At 32.1% G+C, this 18,090-nt stretch carries 14 protein-coding genes, 2 pseudogenes and 1 riboswitch; of the genes and pseudogenes, 12 read left to right on the top strand and 4 right to left on the bottom strand.

The genetic code is table 11. The features are described from left to right. Positions 1-169: 169 nt before the first annotated feature. Positions 170-2,090, bottom strand: a pseudogene (gene abc-f / locus AGR56_RS13805) (ribosomal protection-like ABC-F family protein). A gap of 303 nt (positions 2,091-2,393) precedes the next feature. Between abc-f and AGR56_RS13800 the strand changes: the two are divergent. From AGR56_RS13800 to AGR56_RS13765, 8 genes are all read left to right on the top strand, one after another. After that, a complete protein-coding gene (locus AGR56_RS13800) occupies positions 2,394-3,026 on the top strand; it encodes a redox-sensing transcriptional repressor Rex (RefSeq protein ID WP_053242720.1) in 633 nt (210 codons plus the stop codon). Positions 3,027-3,177: 151 nt separating this feature from the next. Then, entirely contained in the window at positions 3,178-3,963 is a 786-nt protein-coding gene (locus AGR56_RS13795) for a short-chain-enoyl-CoA hydratase (protein WP_053242719.1), read from the top strand. A gap of 13 nt (positions 3,964-3,976) precedes the next feature. Continuing rightward, positions 3,977-5,116: an acyl-CoA dehydrogenase gene (locus AGR56_RS13790; protein ID WP_053242718.1), complete on the top strand. Its 1,140-nt coding sequence runs from the start codon at positions 3,977-3,979 to the stop codon at positions 5,114-5,116. Between the two features lie 16 nt (positions 5,117-5,132). Then, positions 5,133-5,912: an electron transfer flavoprotein subunit beta/FixA family protein gene (locus AGR56_RS13785; protein ID WP_053242717.1), complete on the top strand. Its 780-nt coding sequence runs from the start codon at positions 5,133-5,135 to the stop codon at positions 5,910-5,912. A 19-nt stretch (positions 5,913-5,931) separates the two neighbouring features. Beyond that, on the top strand, positions 5,932-6,942 hold the full coding sequence (locus AGR56_RS13780) for an electron transfer flavoprotein subunit alpha/FixB family protein (RefSeq protein ID WP_053242716.1): 1,011 nt from the start codon (positions 5,932-5,934) through the stop codon (positions 6,940-6,942). Between the two features lie 119 nt (positions 6,943-7,061). Further along, positions 7,062-7,910 carry a 3-hydroxybutyryl-CoA dehydrogenase gene (locus tag AGR56_RS13775; RefSeq protein WP_053242715.1) on the top strand — a complete coding sequence of 283 codons (849 nt, stop codon included), beginning with the start codon at positions 7,062-7,064 and terminating at the stop codon, positions 7,908-7,910. A gap of 75 nt (positions 7,911-7,985) precedes the next feature. After that, complete coding sequence (locus AGR56_RS13770; protein ID WP_053242714.1) at positions 7,986-8,864, top strand: DNA-3-methyladenine glycosylase; 879 nt, start codon at positions 7,986-7,988, stop codon at positions 8,862-8,864. A 137-nt stretch (positions 8,865-9,001) separates the two neighbouring features. Further along, the gene (locus AGR56_RS13765) at positions 9,002-9,709 is read left to right on the top strand and encodes a TVP38/TMEM64 family protein (protein ID WP_053242713.1); all 708 of its coding nucleotides are present in this window, start codon (positions 9,002-9,004) and stop codon (positions 9,707-9,709) included. A gap of 245 nt (positions 9,710-9,954) precedes the next feature. On the opposite strand, the gene AGR56_RS22910 is transcribed toward AGR56_RS13765, so the two are convergent. Beyond that, complete coding sequence (locus AGR56_RS22910; RefSeq protein ID WP_053242712.1) at positions 9,955-10,368, bottom strand: DUF1461 domain-containing protein; 414 nt, start codon at positions 10,366-10,368, stop codon at positions 9,955-9,957. A 291-nt stretch (positions 10,369-10,659) separates the two neighbouring features. On the opposite strand from AGR56_RS22910, the gene AGR56_RS13755 reads away from it, so the two are divergent. The 4 genes from AGR56_RS13755 (at position 10,660) to guaA (ending at position 16,198) form a co-directional block, all read left to right on the top strand. Then, a complete protein-coding gene (locus AGR56_RS13755) occupies positions 10,660-10,947 on the top strand; it encodes a co-chaperone GroES (protein WP_053242711.1) in 288 nt (95 codons plus the stop codon). A 138-nt stretch (positions 10,948-11,085) separates the two neighbouring features. Further along, a complete protein-coding gene (gene groL, locus AGR56_RS13750; protein WP_053242710.1) occupies positions 11,086-12,711 on the top strand; it encodes a chaperonin GroEL in 1,626 nt (541 codons plus the stop codon). 246 nt (positions 12,712-12,957) lie between these two features. Then, positions 12,958-13,055, top strand: a riboswitch (purine riboswitch). Positions 13,056-13,177: 122 nt separating this feature from the next. Further along, positions 13,178-14,635 (top strand): IMP dehydrogenase, encoded by a 1,458-nt coding sequence (guaB, locus tag AGR56_RS13745; protein WP_053242709.1) that lies wholly within the window; start codon positions 13,178-13,180, stop codon positions 14,633-14,635. A gap of 30 nt (positions 14,636-14,665) precedes the next feature. After that, entirely contained in the window at positions 14,666-16,198 is a 1,533-nt protein-coding gene (gene guaA / locus AGR56_RS13740; protein WP_053242708.1) for a glutamine-hydrolyzing GMP synthase, read from the top strand. A 48-nt stretch (positions 16,199-16,246) separates the two neighbouring features. Here the strand turns inward: guaA and AGR56_RS13735 are convergent. Both AGR56_RS13735 and AGR56_RS13730 read right to left on the bottom strand, forming a co-directional pair. After that, a pseudogene (locus AGR56_RS13735) lies at positions 16,247-17,443 on the bottom strand (site-specific integrase). Continuing rightward, positions 17,436-17,687, bottom strand: coding sequence for a DUF3173 domain-containing protein (locus tag AGR56_RS13730; RefSeq protein ID WP_084757164.1), 252 nt, complete (start codon positions 17,685-17,687; stop codon positions 17,436-17,438). The pseudogene AGR56_RS13735 and the gene AGR56_RS13730 overlap by 8 nt, the downstream one beginning before the upstream one ends. Positions 17,688-18,090 lie beyond the last annotated feature (403 nt).

Raw genomic sequence — 18,090 nt, 5'->3', positions numbered from 1 at the left:
GAGACATTAAATAAAGCCAATAAATCTAAGATGATAAATCATAAAAGTCTAAGAACTTTCAATAACTCGCCTTTGGCTCAGACAGATTGAAAGTTCTAAGACTTTTTTAATTTATCATCTAAGATTTATAAAGCTTTATTTAAACTGTCTTTTCATCAATGTTACTTCGCTAACTATTAAGTTCTTCCCATTCTTCGTATAGTTTATCAATATTACTTTGAGTTTCAGAAATTTTATTATTTACTTCAATGCTTTTTTCAGGGTTTGAATAAACTTCTTCGAGGCACAGCGCTCCTTGAAGTTTTTCAAGTTCATCTTCAAGAGAAGCGATTTTTTCTTCTATATTTTTTATTTTTAACTTTTTTTTGTTTCTCAAGCTTTTCTTCTTCTCTCTTTTTCTTCTTTTCAGCATGTATTTGAGTTTTAGTTTTTCCATCCGAAATTTCCTCTTCATATTGAAATCTTGTTGGATTTTTCTTCTTTTCTACGTAATAAGTATAGTTCCCTAGGTATTCTTTTACGCCATCCTCTTTTAATTCATACATTTTAGAAACAACCTTGTTTAAGAAATATCTGTCATGTGAGATTACAAGAATTGTTCCATCGTAGCTTAATAGAGCATCTTCAAGTGCTTCACGTGATACTATATCGAGATGGTTTGTGGGCTCATCTAAAAGTAAAAAGTTGTTTTTAGAAAGCATTAATTTAAGAAGGTTTATTCTACACTTTTCTCCACCGCTTAATTTAGATATAAGTTTAAAAACATCATCTCCAATAAACAAAAATGCAGCAAGGGCATTTCTTACTTCTGTGGTGGTAAGCTCAGGGAAGTCATCCCATACTTCGTCGATTATAGTTTTATCATCATGCAAATTAGATTGTTCCTGATCGTAGTAGCCTATAAACACATTCTTTCCTAAAATTTTAATACCAGAATCACTTTTGACTTTATCCATTAAAATTTTAAAAAATGTAGTTTTACCTCTTCCATTTTCACCTATCAGTGCTGTTTTTTCACCACTTTTTACATCTATATCAAGATTTTTAAATAAAGTGTGATCTCCAAAGCTTTTAGATAGATTTTCAACATGTAAAACATCTTTGCCACTTTTTATTAGAGTTTCAAAGCTTATTCTTGTAACACCAGTTTCTTTGTCTGGTGGCTTTATTCTTTCAATTTTATCAAGTGCTTTCTGACGGCTTTCTGCAGCTTTTATGCTTTTTTCTCTATTAAATGAACGGTAGCGTTCTATTATTCCTTCTTGCCTTTTGATTTCAGCTTGCTGTACCTCAAAAGCTTTCAATTTGATTTCATAATCCTTCTTTTTAAGTTCAAGAGCTTTTGTGTAGTTCCCGTTATAACAATTTACATGCCCATTAATAAGTTCAAAAGTTGTGTCTGTTATGGCATCTAGAAAATATCTATCATGAGATATTATAAGTATAGTTCCTTTATATGTATGAAGATAGTCTTCAAGCCACTCTATTGCATCAAGGTCAAGGTGGTTAGTTGGTTCATCAAGAAGAAGTATTTCTGGCTTCATAAGAAGAAGTTTGCATAGAGCCACTCTTGTTTTTTGTCCACCACTTAATATTGAAATAGGTTTTTTTGAATCTTCATCTGAAAAACCAAGACCTTTTAATACTTTGGATATTTCACCTTTATAGGAATATCCTCCCTTAGTATTATAAGCTTCTGTGTAATTTGTGTAATCTTTTATAATTTTAGCATGGTAAGCTTCTTTTAGAGGATCATATGGTTCACTCATTTTTTGCTCTAAATCTTTGAGTTTATTTTCTATAGAAATAAGTTCACTAAAAACAGAGGATAGTTCCTCAAAAATTGTATTAGAAGTTTCTAGATCTAGATGCTGAGATAAATAACCTAACTGTTTGTTTTTATCGATAAATAAATCTCCTGAATCGTATTCTAAACTGTTTGTAAGTATTTTAAATAAAGTTGATTTTCCAGCACCGTTAGGACCGATTATTCCAATTCTTTCACCTTCATTAATAGAGAAGGTCACATTTTCTAAAATAACATCTATTCCATAGCTTTTATGAATATCTTTACAGCTTAATACTATCATAAATTATCACCGCGCTTTATCTTTAATCCTTTACCAGTAAATATTAAAGCATAGAAATATGTGTTGTCAAATAAATTTTAAAGTTCAATGCTGCTTATCTATAGTTAAGGTTCGCGGTGATTTCCCTATAGCTGCAACAATAGATAAAATAAATGAAAAAAATAAATAGTGTAAAATTAAAATTATGTGGTAAAATATATTATGAGTATATCATTTATAATAGTGATGTATTGCTTATACCTTAATTATTTGATAGATGAAATAAGGCTTTGGAGTGGTATGTCTAGGTGAGGGGTGCATTGCGTGGAAAAGAAAAAGAATATATCGATGGCTGTAATAAGGCGTCTTCCTAAATATCATAGGTACTTAAATGAACTTGTGAAAAATGATGTGGATAGGATTTCATCGAAAGAATTAAGCGAAAAAATAGGATTTACAGCTTCGCAGATACGCCAAGACCTTAATTGTTTTGGAGATTTTGGACAACAGGGGTACGGTTACAACGTAAAAGAACTTTGCAAAGAAATAGATGCAATTTTGGGTCTTACAAAGGAGTATAATACTATTATTGTAGGTGCGGGTAATATTGGTCAAGCAATTGCTAATTATATAAATTTTGAAAAACTAGGTTTTTCTTTAAAAGGAATATTTGATATAAATCCTAAGCTTTTGGGATTAAAAATACATGATATTGAAATACAAGATATAGACAATGTAGATGCTTTCTTGAAAAACAACAACATTAACATTGCAATTATTTGTGTGCCAAGAAAAAGTGCACAAAAGGTGGCTGAAATAATTATAAAAAATAATGTTAAGGGAATATGGAACTTTGCACCTGTGGATTTAGTTACACCTGATGATGTAATTGTGGAAAATGTTCATTTAAGTGATAGTTTACTTACTTTAAGTTGTTTGCTAAAAGATAAAATATGATATTTTTTAATTATTTCATATTTCAATGTAAATATTATTGAAATATGAAATAATTAATTATATAATTAGAAATGAAGCTTAAGGCTTCTAAAATTTTAGTTTTCTTTGTTAGAATATTAACAAAGAATAAAAAGATTTAGGAGGATAAGTCATGGAATTAAAAAATATCATCCTTGAAAAGGAAGGTAAAATTGCTATAGTTACTATAAGCAGACCTAAGGCATTAAATGCACTTAACAGTGAAACTTTAACTGAACTTGATTACGTTTTAGATGAAATTGAAAATGACAATGAAGTGCTTGCAATTATTTTAACAGGTGCAGGTGAAAAGTCTTTTGTAGCTGGAGCAGATATTTCTGAAATGAAAGACAAGAATGTAATAGAAGGAAGAAAATTTGGAATACTAGGAAATAAAGTATTTAGAAGATTAGAACTTCTAGAAAAACCCGTAATAGCAGCTGTTAATGGTTTTGCATTAGGCGGCGGCTGTGAGATTTCGATGGCTTGTGATATAAGAATTGCTTCAAGCAATGCAAGATTTGGTCAGCCAGAGGTTGGTCTTGGAATAACACCTGGATTTGGTGGAACTCAAAGACTTGCAAGACTTGTAGGAATGGGAATGGCTAAAGAACTTATTTTTACTGCAAAGAATATAAAAGCAGATGAAGCTTTAAGAATTGGACTTGTAAATAAAGTAGTAGAACCTGGTGAATTAATGAATACAGCAAAAGAGCTTGCAAATACAATTGTAAATAACGCTCCAATAGCTGTTAAATTAAGCAAGCAGGCTATTAATAGAGGAATTCAATGTGACATTGACACTGCTTTGTCATTTGAATCAGAAGCATTTGGAGAATGTTTTTCAACAGAAGATCAAAAAGATGCAATGACTGCTTTTGTTGAAAAGAGAAAACCAGAAGGTTTCAAAAATAGATAGGAGGTAAGTTTATATGAATTTTGCATTGACAAAAGAACAAGAATTAGTAAAACAGATGGTTAGAGAATTTGCTAAAAATGATGTTGAACCAATAGCAGCAGAAATTGACGAAACAGAAAGATTCCCAATGGAAAATGTTAAAAAAATGGCTAAATATGGAATGATGGGAATTCCATTTAAAAAAGAATATGGTGGCGCAGGTGGAGATGTACTTTCATACATAATCGCTGTTGAAGAATTATCAAAAGTTTGCGGCACAACAGGCGTTATTCTTTCAGCACATACATCACTTTGTGCTTCATTAATCAATGAATTTGGTACTGAAGAACAAAAACAAAAATATTTAACTCCACTTGCAAAAGGCGAAAAAATAGGAGCATTTGGACTTACAGAACCAAACGCAGGAACAGATGCAGCTGGTCAGCAAACTACAGCAGTTCTTGAAGGAGATCATTATGTATTAAATGGTTCAAAAATATTTATAACAAATGGTGGAGTTGCAGATGTATTTTGCGTATTTGGTATGACAGATAGAAGCAAAGGAACTAAAGGAATATCTGGATTTATAGTAGAAAAGAGTTTCAAAGGCTTCTCAGTAGGAAAAGTAGAAAACAAGATGGGTATTAGGGCATCTTCAACTACAGAACTTATATTTGAAGATTGTATAGTTCCAAAGGAAAACCTTATTGGAAAAGAAGGAAAAGGATTTGGAATTGCCATGAAGACTCTTGATGGAGGAAGAATTGGTATAGCAGCACAGGCTCTTGGAATTGCTGAAGGAGCATTTGAAGTAACAAGAGACTACATGAAAGAAAGAAAACAATTTGGAAGAAGTCTTGATAGATTCCAAGGATTAGCTTGGACTATGGCTGATATTAAGACAAAAATTGAAGCAACTAAATTTTTAGTATACAAAGCAGCTTGGTGCAAAGATCAGGGACTACCATATAATGAAGAAGCAGCTATGGCAAAACTTTATGCTGCTGATGTTGCTATGGAAGCAACTACAAAATGTGTTCAACTCTTCGGTGGATATGGATACACTAAAGATTACCCAGTTGAAAGAATGATGAGAGATGCTAAGATAACAGAAATATATGAGGGAACAACTCAGGTTCAAAAATTAGTTATTTCAAATCATATTTTTAGATAAAAGGAGGAAATTCTAAATGAATATAGTTGTTTGTTTAAAACAAGTTCCAGATACAACTGAAGTTAAAATAGATCCAGTAAAAGGAACACTTATAAGAGAAGGAGTTCCATCAATCATAAATCCAGATGACAAAAATGCATTAGAAGAAGCATTAGTATTAAAAGAAAGCGTTGGTGCGCATGTAACTATAGTATCAATGGGACCACCACAAGCTAAAAATGCTTTAGTAGAAGCTTTAGCTATGGGTGCAGATGAAGCAATACTTGTATCAAGCAGAGCTTTTGGAGGAGCTGATACTCTTGCAACATCACATACTCTTGCAGCTGCTATTAAAAAATTAGATTATGATGTAGTATTTGCTGGAAGACAGGCAATAGATGGAGATACTGCACAGGTTGGACCAGAAATTGCAGAACATCTTGGAATACCTCAAGTAACTTATGTAGAAAAAGTTGAAGTTAGCGGAGATGCTTTAAAGGTAAGAAAAGCTTGGGAAGATGGATATGAAGATGTAGAAGTTAAGACACCAGTTCTTTTAACTGCAATAAAAGAATTAAATGTGCCAAGATATATGGATGTAAGAAATATATTTGGAGTATTTGACAAGGAAATAAAGATCTGGAGCGAAAATGATATAGATATCGACTTAAGTCTTTTAGGACTTAAAGGTTCACCAACAAAGGTTAAAAAATCTGTAACTAAAGAAGCAAAAGGACAGGGAGAACTTGTTGATAAGCCTGTTAAAGAAGCAGCATCATATGTAGTTTCAAAATTAAAAGAGAAGCACTATATTTAATGTGTAGGAGGGAAGCTTTATGAATATAGCAGATTACAAAGGCGTATGGGTCTTTGCTGAACAAAGAGACGGAAAATTACAGAAAGTATCTTTAGAATTACTTGGAAAAGGTAAAGAAATAGCTGGAAAACTTGGTGTTGAATTGACAGCAGTATTATTAGGATATAATACAGATGAAATGTCAAAAGAACTTTTAGCTCATGGAGCAGATAAAGTTTTAGCTGCTGATAGCAAGCTTTTAGAGCATTTTACCACAGATGCATATGCAAAGGTTATATGTGACTTAGTCAATGAAAGAAAGCCTGAAATACTATTTATAGGTGCAACTTTCATAGGAAGAGACTTAGGACCTAGAATGGCAGCAAGACTTTCAACAGGATTAACTGCTGACTGTACTGCACTTGATATAGATCCTGAAAACAACAACTTACTTGCAACAAGACCTGCTTTTGGTGGTAACCTTATGGCTACAATCGTATGTGCAGACCATAGACCACAAATGGCAACTGTAAGACCAGGAGTTTTCTCAAAATTAGCTGAGGATCAGTCAAATGTTTCTTCAGACAAAATTGAAAAAGTTGCTTTTAGCTTAACAGAAGACGATATTAGGACAAAAGTTCTAAATGTTGTTAAGGTTGCAAAAGATACTGTTGATATAGGAGAAGCTAAAGTATTAGTAGCTGGTGGAAGAGGAGTTGGAAGCAAAGAAAACTTTGCCAAACTTCAAGAACTTGCTGATGTACTTGGCGGAACTATAGCAGCTTCAAGGGCAGCAATTGAAAAAGAATGGGTAGATAAAGATCTTCAAGTTGGTCAAACAGGAAAGACAGTAAGACCACAACTTTATATTGCATGCGGTATATCAGGAGCAATTCAGCATTTAGCAGGAATGCAGGATTCAGATTACATAATTGCTATAAATAAGGATGCAGGAGCACCAATAATGCAAGTTGCAGATTTAGCAATCGTAGGAGACTTAAATAAAGTTGTTCCTGAATTAATTGCTCAAATTAAAGCAGCTAACAACTAATAATTATTATCTGGCAAATAAAATAGAATTAAATTTATGCATTATGAAAAAACTATGCTTAGTAATTTTCATAATGTATAAATTATTTATATGGAAGTTAAAAATAGGAGGCTAGTGTAATGAAAAAAGTATGTGTTATAGGTGCAGGTACAATGGGAGCAGGAATTGCTCAAGCATTTGCAGCTAAAGGATTAGAAGTAGTTATAAGAGATATTAAAGACGAGTTCGTTGAAAGAGGATTAGCTACTATAGATAAAAATCTTTCAAGATTAGTTAAAAAAGGAAAATTAGACGAAGCTGGTAAAGCTGAAATATTAAAGAGAGTTACAGGAACAGTTGACCTTAATTTGGCAGCTGATTGTGATCTTGTAGTTGAAGCAGCAGTTGAAAGAATGGATATAAAGAGACAAATATTTGCTGACTTAGACAATATATGCAAGCCAGAAACTATACTTGCGTCAAATACGTCATCACTTTCTATAACAGAAGTAGCATCAGCAACTAAAAGACCTGATAAGGTTATAGGTATGCATTTCTTTAATCCAGCTCCTGTTATGAAGCTTGTTGAAGTAATAAGAGGAATTGCTACTTCACAGGAAACTTTTGATGCTGTAAAAGAATGTGCTGTTGCTATAGGAAAAGATCCTGTAGAAGTTGCAGAAGCACCAGGATTTGTTGTAAATAGAATATTAATTCCAATGATCAACGAAGCAGTTGGAATATATGCAGAAGGAATAGCTTCTGTAGAAGACATAGATAAAGCTATGAAACTTGGAGCAAATCATCCAATGGGACCATTAGAATTAGGAGATTTTATAGGTCTTGATATATGTCTTGCTATAATGAATGTTCTTTATTCAGAAACAGGAGATTCTAAATACAGACCACATACATTACTTAAGAAATATGTAAGAGCTGGATGGCTTGGAAGAAAAACTGGAAAAGGTTTTTACGACTATTCAAAATAATAGCAAAAAAAAGATCCTCATTTAAGTATGGGGATTTTTTTATATGATAAAATATAAAGTAGGAGGTGCTTATAAATGGATTTTAATACAATTGAAAGCTTTAATAATGGAGTTTTAGTGAAGGATGTAAAGAACTTTGAACTTAGCCATATATTTGATTGTGGACAGTGTTTTAGATGGAATAGACGGGAAAATGGCAGTTATATAGGTGTGGCTTTGGGAAAGGTTATAGAGGTAGAGAAAAAGGGAAATGATGTGTTAATATATAATATCAATGAAGAGGAATTTAAAAATACATGGTGTGAGTACTTTGATTTAAGCAGGAATTACACAAAAATAAAAGGGGAACTTAGCAAGGATATTTTATTAAAAAAGTCTGTTGATTTTGGATATGGAATAAGACTTTTAAAACAAGAGAAACTTGAAATGCTAATATCTTTTATAATTTCTGCTAATAATAGAATTCCAATGATTAAAAAAGCTATAGAAAATATAAGTAAAAAGTGGGGAGAAAAAATTACATATAACAATGATATTTTTTATTCATTCCCTACAATTGACAAACTCCACACTGGCAGCGAGAAGGATTTTGAAGAATGCAGTACTGGATTTAGGGCAAAATATTTAAAGGATACTATTGATAGAATATATAGTGGAGAAGTTAATCTTGATTTTATAGCTTCTCTTAATGATGATGATTGTCATAAGGAACTTCAAAAGTTAATGGGAGTAGGACCTAAGGTTGCAGATTGTATAATGCTATTTTCTATGAATAAGTATTCTGCTTTTCCTGTAGATGTTTGGGTTAAGAAGGCTATGATGAAATTTTATGTGGCTCCAGATGTATCACTTAAAAAAATAAGAGACTTTGGTAGAAACAAGTTTGGAAATTTATCTGGTTTTGCACAACAATATCTATTTTATTATGCTAGAGAGAATAAAATACAGGTATGATAAATTTATGTTAACAATTGCCAGCAGCATTTACGCCTTTGACAAACCTTTGGTATAATAATATTTGTTAACAAACTTTAATTTTGGAAGTGAATTTATGGGCTTAAAAAAACTTTTTCAATAACGTATCTAGTAAAATGAAAATTATGTACAATAGAATTTTAAAATATAAAGCACAAATTGGTGGAATCTTGCTTATTGTTTTTTTAGCATACTGTACATATATATACTACTCAAAGTATTTTTATATGATGAAGGATACTGAAAAGGTAAAAAAATTTATATTATCCTATGGAAGGTACAGTACGCTTGCTTTTTTAGTTATGCAAATAGCCCAAGTAATTGTATTTTTTATACCAGGGGAAATAGTTCAAATTGCAGGTGGATATGTTTTTGGCACATTCTATGGAAGTCTAATATCTGTTATAGGAATAACTATAGGGAGTGTCGGTGCGTTTTTTCTTTCTAACTTTTTAGGAAAACCTTTTATAGAAAAGATTACGGCGAAGAATAATGCATCTAAATTTAGAAAATTTTTAAAAAGTGAAAATGCTGCTGCTGCAATATTTCTTATTTATCTTATACCAGGATTGCCAAAAGATATATTAGCGTATCTATGTGGAGCTTCTGGAGTAAGCGGAAAAAAGTTTATTATTTACTCAACTATGGGAAGACTTCCAGGCATATTTGTATCTGCGTATTTTGGAAATAAGCTGACTGAAGGCAATGTTTTGCATCTTGCCATTATAGCTGTTGTTATGATTATTTTATTTATAATAGGAACTTTAAAGGGAGAAAAAATATTAAAGAACATTATTAAGAAAAAATCGGATAAAAATAGCTAGAAGTTTATTTTCCTTTTATATAAAAAAATATGCCTGTTATTAATGAAAAAAATAAGATTATAGCAGCACAATGCATAAAATAATTTTCTGGAAATATTAATATAACGGGGTCATATTGTGGATCAAAAATCCAGTACTGATTATGAAATATAAGCTTATGAAATGAATCAAAAAATTCATCAAAATTAAAAAGTGAAAGAAAAGATGAAAAACAGTTATAGCAATCAGTTCTTTTCCGCTGGCTTTTAGGCAGAAAATAACATAATTTTTTTTGTTATAAAAGAGAATGCTATAAATAATATTATAGAAGCTATAAAAGTGTATTCTCCATATTTTATTATTTTTTTTACATCTTCAAAATGTGTTTTGGCTTTTGAAGAAAAAGGTATAGTTGGAAGTTTAAAAGCCTCTTTTTTATGGTTTTGTATATAATCAATTACATAATTGTAATTTTTTTTGAGAGAAATAGAATTTAAATATTGAGTATTTAAGTTATATTTTTCAATATAAAGGTTATACTCTTCTATTATGTCTAAATTTAATGCATCGTAATAGTAAATTGGCTTTAAGTTCATTGTTATTTTTGTGAAAAATAAAATAGTTGTCAATGTCAAAAGGAAAGAAAAAAATATCTTAGTTAAATTTGATACTATCTTCAAATTATTCACTGCCTTCATAAAAATTTTGTGTTAAACATTATTGACAAGTGTAGGAATTTTATTCAAATTGATATTTATAGATAAAAAGAGTAATTTAGCAAAAAACAATTTAATGCATATCAATTTACTATAATCAGTAATATTAACCAAATAGTAACGTATATTAAGTTTGCCAATATATCAACTATTAATTATTATAATAATTGTGTTAGCACTCAATATTAGCGAGTGCTAATAAAAATTATAAAGTTAATAAAATTTTTAATATAATTTTTAAGGAGGGGTTTAAAAATGAAAGTTAGACCACTTGGAGACAGAGTTGTAATTAAAAGGTTAGAAGCAGAGGAGACTACTAAAAGCGGAATAGTATTACCTGGTGCAGCTAAGGAAAAACCACAGCTTGCAGAGGTAATAGCAGTAGGTCCTGGTGGAATAGTTGATGGAAAAGAAGTAAAAATGGATGTAAAAGCAGGAGATAAAGTATTTTTCTCAAAATACAGCGGAACTGAAGTTAAAATTGATGGTGAAGAACTATTAATTGTAAAACAAGATGATATTTTAGGAGTAGTAGAAGACTAATTTAGTGAAATCAGCTCAACTAAACTTATATATGTCTCATAATGTTTTGAAAGTTGTCATTTTGAAACGTATATAAATTAAGTTTCGCATCGATTTAACTGTATTTAAACTATTTATAAATTCGGGAGGGATTTTAAAATGGCAAAGCAAATATTATACGGAGAAGATGCAAGAAGATCTATGCAAAAAGGTGTAGATAAACTTGCTAACACAGTAAAAGTTACTCTTGGACCAAAAGGAAGAAATGTTGTTTTAGATAAAAAATTTGGAGCACCACTTATAACAAATGATGGTGTAAGTATTGCAAGAGAGATAGAACTTGAAGATCCATATGAAAATATGGGAGCACAACTTGTAAAAGAAGTTGCTACTAAAACAAATGATGTAGCAGGAGATGGTACTACTACAGCAACACTTCTTGCACAGGCAATAATAAGAGAAGGATTAAAGAATGTTACAGCTGGAGCTAATCCAATGCTTATAAGAAACGGAATTAGAAAAGCTGTTGACTTAACAGTTGCAGAATTGAAGAAAATATCAAAACCTATAGATGGTAAAGAAGATATAGCAAGAGTTGCTTCAATATCAGCTGCTGACCCTGAAATAGGAAAATTAATTGCAGATGCAATGGAAAAAGTAGGCAATGAAGGCGTTATAACTGTTGAAGAATCAAAAACAATGGGAACTGAACTTGATGTTGTTGAAGGAATGCAGTTTGACAGAGGATATTTAAGCCCATATATGGTAACAGATAGTGAAAAGATGGAAGCATCACTTGATGATCCATATATACTTATAACAGATAAGAAAATATCAAATATACAAGAAATTCTTCCAGTACTTGAACAAATAGTTCAACAAGGAAAGAAACTTTTAATAATTGCTGATGATGTTGAAGGAGAAGCTTTAGCAACATTAGTTATCAATAAATTAAAGGGAACCTTTACATGCGTTGCTGTAAAAGCACCAGGATTCGGTGATAGAAGAAAAGAAATGTTGAGAGACATAGCTATACTTACAGGTGGAGAAGTAATATCAGAAGAGCTTGGAAAAGACTTGAAAGACGTTACTGTTGATATGCTTGGTAGAGCTGAAAGTGTTAAGATATCAAAAGAAAACACTACAGTTGTAAATGGAAAAGGTGACAAGACTGAAATCCATGATAGAGTTGCTCAAATAAGAGCTCAAATAGAAGAAACAACTTCAGATTTTGATAGAGAAAAGCTTCAAGAAAGATTAGCAAAGCTTGCTGGTGGAGTTGCAGTTATCAAAGTTGGAGCAGCTTCAGAAACTGAACTTAAAGAAAGAAAACTTAGAATAGAAGATGCTCTTGCAGCTACAAAGGCAGCCGTTGAAGAAGGTATAGTTGCAGGTGGTGGTACTGCTTATATAGATGTACTTCCAGAAGTAAGCAAGTTAACTGATGAAGAACAAGATGCTCAAGTTGGTATAAACATAGTAGTTAGAGCTCTTGAAGAACCAGTAAGACAAATAGCTGAAAATGCAGGTCTTGAAGGTTCCGTTATAATCGAAAAGATTGTAAACAGCGAAAAAGGCATTGGGTTCGATGCTTTACATGAAAAATATGTTGATATGATAAATGTTGGAATTGTTGATCCTACAAAGGTTACAAGATCAGCACTTCAAAATGCGGCTTCAGTTGCTTCTACATTCCTTACAACTGAATGTGCAGTAGCTGATATACCTGAAAAGGAAAAAGCAGCACCAGGAGTTCCAGGAATGGGAATGGACGGAATGTACTAAAATAAAAGAAATAAAAAAATTCAAGAGAATAAAAAGTTCTCTTGAATTTTTATTTTTTGTAGATTAAAATATGTATACTTTTGGTCAATATAACCAAGTATATTTATATAGAAGCAGAGAAAATTTATTTTTTGATATAAAGTTTAGAGGAAGAATATTTGTGAAAAGAAATTTTTTAATCAATATTGTGTCGATAATGATTGACAAAATGCAAATTTATGAATAAAATAGAGAATAAAATATGTTATAAAAATAATTGATAAAACTCATATATATCCTGAATATGGCAGGAAGTATCTACCAGAAACCGTTAATTTCTGACTATGAGTGATTGAGGCGTGTTTGATGTATATTAAAGCATGCTAATTTTCACTCTCAAAGAAAATTAGTATGCTTATATTCTATATGGATAAAGACAAACTAGTTTAACTTAAAAAATTTATTTTTGAAAGGAAGTTATATATAAATGGGAAGAATTTTAAAACAAGCTTATACTTTTGATGATGTGTTACTCGTGCCAAACAAGTCTGAAGTTTTACCTAGGGAAGTTGATTTAAGAACTAATTTAACTAAAAAGATAAAACTTAATATCCCCCTAATGAGTGCTGGAATGGATACTGTTACAGAATCTAAAATGGCTATAGCAATGGCAAGAGAAGGTGGAATAGGAATAATCCATAAAAATATGTCCATTGAAGAACAGGCAAGTGAAGTTGATAGAGTAAAAAGACAAGAAAATGGAGTTATAACGAATCCTTTTTCATTAGCAGCAGATAATTCCATTCAAGATGCACTTGATGTAATGAGTAAATATAGAATATCAGGTGTTCCTATAACTGATAAGACAGGAAAACTTGTTGGAATAATAACAAACAGAGATATAGTATTTGAAGAAGATTTTACTAGAAAAATAAGTGAGCTTATGACAAGCGAAAATTTAATTACAGCTAAAGAAGGAACAACACTTGAAGAAGCAAAAAATCTTTTAAAAGAACATAAAATAGAAAAACTTCCTTTAGTAGATGATGAATTTAAATTAAAAGGACTTATAACAATAAAAGATATTGAAAAAGTTAGAATATTCCCTAATGCAGGAAAAGATGAACATGGTAGACTTTTATGTGGTGCAGGTGTTGGAGTAACAAAAGACATGATGGATAGAGTTAAAGCTTTAGTTGATGTAAGTGTTGATGTTATAGTACTTGATACAGCGCATGGTCATTCACAAGGTGTTTTAGAAGCTGTTAAGAAAATAAAGTCTGTATATCCTGATTTGCAGGTTATTGCAGGAAATGTTGCAACAGGAGAAGCTACAAAAGATCTTATAGAAGCAGGTGCAGATTGCGTTAAGGTTGGAATTGGACCTGGATCGATATGTACTACTAGAATTGTAGCAGGAGTTGGTGTACCTCAGCTTACAGCAGTTATGGATTGTGTTGAAGTAGCTGATAAGTATGGAGTTCCTATAATTGCAGATGGTGGATTAAAATACTCTGGAGATATTGTAAAGGCTCTTGCAGCAGGTGCAAAGGTTACAATGATGGGTTCAATGTTTGCAGGCTGCGAAGAAGCTCCAGGAGAAATTGAAATATATCAAGGAAGAAGCTACAAAGTATATAGAGGAATGGGTTCCCTTGCAGCTATGAAATGTGGAAGCAAGGACAGATACTTCCAAGAAGGAAATAAAAAGCTTGTTCCAGAAGGCGTAGAGGGAAGAATTCCATTCAAAGGATCAGTAATTGATACAGTATTCCAGCTCTTAGGAGGAATAAGATCTGGAATGGGATATCTTGGATCAAAAACATTACCAGAATTAGCTGAGAAAGCTACTTTCGTAGTTCAAACATCAGCAGGACTTAGAGAAAGTCATCCACATGATATTTCTATAACTAAAGAAGCACCAAATTACAGCGTTAACCAATAATAAATTATTTAAAATGTAGGAGGTAAGACTGTGGAAAGACAGATGGTACTGGTTATTGATTTTGGAGGTCAATATAATCAGCTTATAGCAAGAAGAGTTAGAGAACACAATGTTTACTGTGAGATAGTTCCATTTACTTATACTATTGATAAAATAAAAGCAAAGAATCCAAGTGCAATAATTTTTACAGGCGGACAAAACAGTGTTTATGGTGAAGATGCACCTGGAGTTGACAAGGAAATATTTAATCTAGGAGTCCCAGTACTTGGAATCTGCTATGGACATCAGCTCGTAACTTATACCCTTGGGGGAGAAGTTAAAAGCTCTGAGATTAGAGAATACGGAAAAGCTGGTGTAACACTTGATAATACTTGTAAGCTTTTTGAAGGAATAGATGTAGATAACACTTGCTGGATGAGTCATACGGATACAGTTGCAAAGGTTCCAGAAGGTTTTAAAATTGTGGCACACACAAAGGTATGTCCTGTCGCAGCTATGATTAATGAAGAAAAAAATATATACGGAGTTCAATTTCACCCAGAAGTTTTACATACACCTTTTGGAAAAGAGTTTTTCTCAAACTTCTTATTTAAAGTATGCAAACTTAAAGCTGACTGGTCAATGTCTTCTTTCGTAGAAGAAAAAGTTAAACTTATAAAAGATATTGTTGGAGATAAAAAAGTTTTATGTGCACTTTCAGGTGGAGTTGATTCATCTGTTGCAGCAGTTCTTGTACACAAAGCTGTAGGCAAACAGTTAACTTGTGTATTTGTTGATCACGGACTTCTTAGAAAAGATGAAGGAGATCAAGTTGAAAGTATTTTTAGAAAACAATTTGATATGAACCTCATAAGAGTTAATGCTAAAGATAGATTTCTTGGAAAACTAAAAGGGGTTTCTGATCCTGAAAGAAAAAGAAAGATAATAGGAGAAGAATTCATAAGAGTATTTGAAGAAGAAGCAAATAAACTTGGAGAAATAGGTTTTCTAGTTCAAGGAACAATTTATCCAGATGTTGTTGAAAGTGGAACAACTACTTCAGCAACTATAAAGAGTCATCACAATGTTGGTGGACTTCCAGAAGATATGCAATTTGAACTTATAGAACCATTAAGAGAACTATTTAAGGACGAAGTAAGAGCTGTTGGAGAAGAACTTGGAATTCCTCATAAACTTGTGTGGAGACAGCCGTTTCCGGGACCAGGACTTGGAATAAGAGTGCTTGGAGAAGTTACAGAAGAAAAACTTGAAATAGTTAGAGAAGCAGATGCAATTTTCAGAGAAGAAATTGCAAATGCAGGTCTTGAAGAAAAAATTTGGCAGTACTTTGCTTGCCTTCCAAACATCCATTCCGTTGGAGTTATGGGTGATGGAAGAACCTACTGTGAAACCATAGCTTTAAGAGCCGTTACATCCTCAGATGCTATGACTTCTGATTGGGCAAGAATACCGTATGAAGTTTTAGATAAAGTATCTAGAAGAATAGTTAATGAAGTTAAAGGCGTAAATAGAATTGTTTATGATATAACTTCAAAACCACCAGCTACAATTGAGTGGGAATAATTATAGGTGTCTTAAAAGTCTTGATATAACAAGGCTTTTAAGACTTATTTATTTCTTGTGGCACACTTTTGGCACACTTTGATATTTTGTCTGAATAAATTGATTGCTGCTGTAATGTTCAATCTGAGTTTCTTCACTGGTTTGTAGATTGATAAATCCACTTAATTTGTCAGCTACTTGAAAATTGCTGTTTGGATATAGATGTCCATATGTTCCAAGTGTAGTTTGAATATCTTCATGACCAAGCCGTTCTTTAATGACCAAAGGATTTTCACCCATGCTAATTAGCAGAGAAGCATGAGAGTGCCTTAAACCGTGAATTTTAATTTTATGAACATTTGCAGCTTTTGCATATCTTTTTATAGCATGAGAAATTGTAGATTTTTGAGTAGGAACTCCATTATAAGACAAAATGAAATTGGTTTTGCATAATTTGCTCTGTAATTTTGCCCAATTTTGTAATACTTTAATAGTATCTGTATCTAAAGCAATTACGCGAATACTTGCCTTTGTTTTTGGATAAGTAAAACGATACTCAGAAGCATTTTTATAGTATAGTGTTTTAGAAATATTTAAAGTTCTTTCTTTAAAGTTAACGTCTTCCCATTGTAAAGCAGTAGCTTCACCAATTCGCATGCCTGTCATAAATAGAAGCCAGATTGTGACAAACTGAAAGTGTTAAAAAAAGTCTCCTAAATAAATTTTGGAGATAACAGCTTCAAATTCTTCCTTTGTCCAAAAATCAATCTCACTTTTTTTCTTTTTGATATTTCCAATGGTCTTTGACGGATTGTCTTTCATCAAACCAAGGATAATTGCTCTATCAAATGCTAAGGATAATAAACCTTGTATTCCTCGAACGTATTGACTTGAATACTTTTTTGTTACACTGATTTGCCATTTTTGCATAATCAAAGGTGTAATGTCACATAGACTCATCTTGTAAAAATAGGTAAAATGTTTATCAATGATGTGTTTTCTATTCTCATAAGTACTTTCTTTTACATGACTTTTATACCATGGGATAAAAAATTCTTCAGTAAATTTTTTAAAAGTCATGCTACTGTTGAGATGAAATGCACCATCACCACTGTCTAAAATCAATTTGGCATAGGCTGATTCCGCCTCGGATTTTGTCTTAAATCCACTCATTCTTTTTTGTATTCTCTTGCCAGTAACAGGGTCAAATCCAAGACTTGCCCTAAATTCATAAGTTCCATTGGCATTTTTTTTAACTTTAATCATTTGAATTCCTTCCCTTGATTAAAGCAGCCTTACTGGAACCACTCAATTTTAATAAATCTTCTGAGCTAAAGGTAATTCCCAATATTTCTTCTATGGCTTCCACAGGTACTCGACCTAGTTTTTTTGTGTTGTAGAAACCATATCCTTTCTGAACCATTAAATATTTGGCCTGACGTATAATGTCACGGGAAAAAGAGGGACCATAACCTAAAGCCATTAATTCTTTTCTGGTTACAGTTACTATCATATTGCTCCTTTCTCGGTCGAGCCAATACAATATATATCCATTATATCATGAATCATGATAATCATTAATAGAGTAAAAAAAGTAGAAATCAGATGGCTGCTGGCAACGGCTCCACGGGAATTCCACCCCTACATGGTTCTCACGTAGCCGTATCCATTGCCTGCGGCAGTCTGTTCACGCTCGGGCTGTGGCTATACGGGAGTATCATTATCCCAATATGCAGGTCATGGCAGTAACCTTGCCAAAGGTCACTTGCGAATCACTGGAATAATCGCTCACTTTTTATTTCCCCCTTTAGTGGTCATGGCGTTCCAGTTCGCCGGCTTTCTACATATTGAATGTATCCAATTATTTTATTCTATGCCACAAATGGCATTTTCTTTGTCAAAGAACAAATAGG

Origin of the sequence: Clostridium sp. DMHC 10 (assembly GCF_001270375.1) — a bacterium.
GTDB lineage: Bacteria > Bacillota > Clostridia > Clostridiales > Clostridiaceae > Clostridium_S > Clostridium_S guangxiense.
This window is presented reverse-complemented; position numbering and strand designations above follow the sequence as displayed.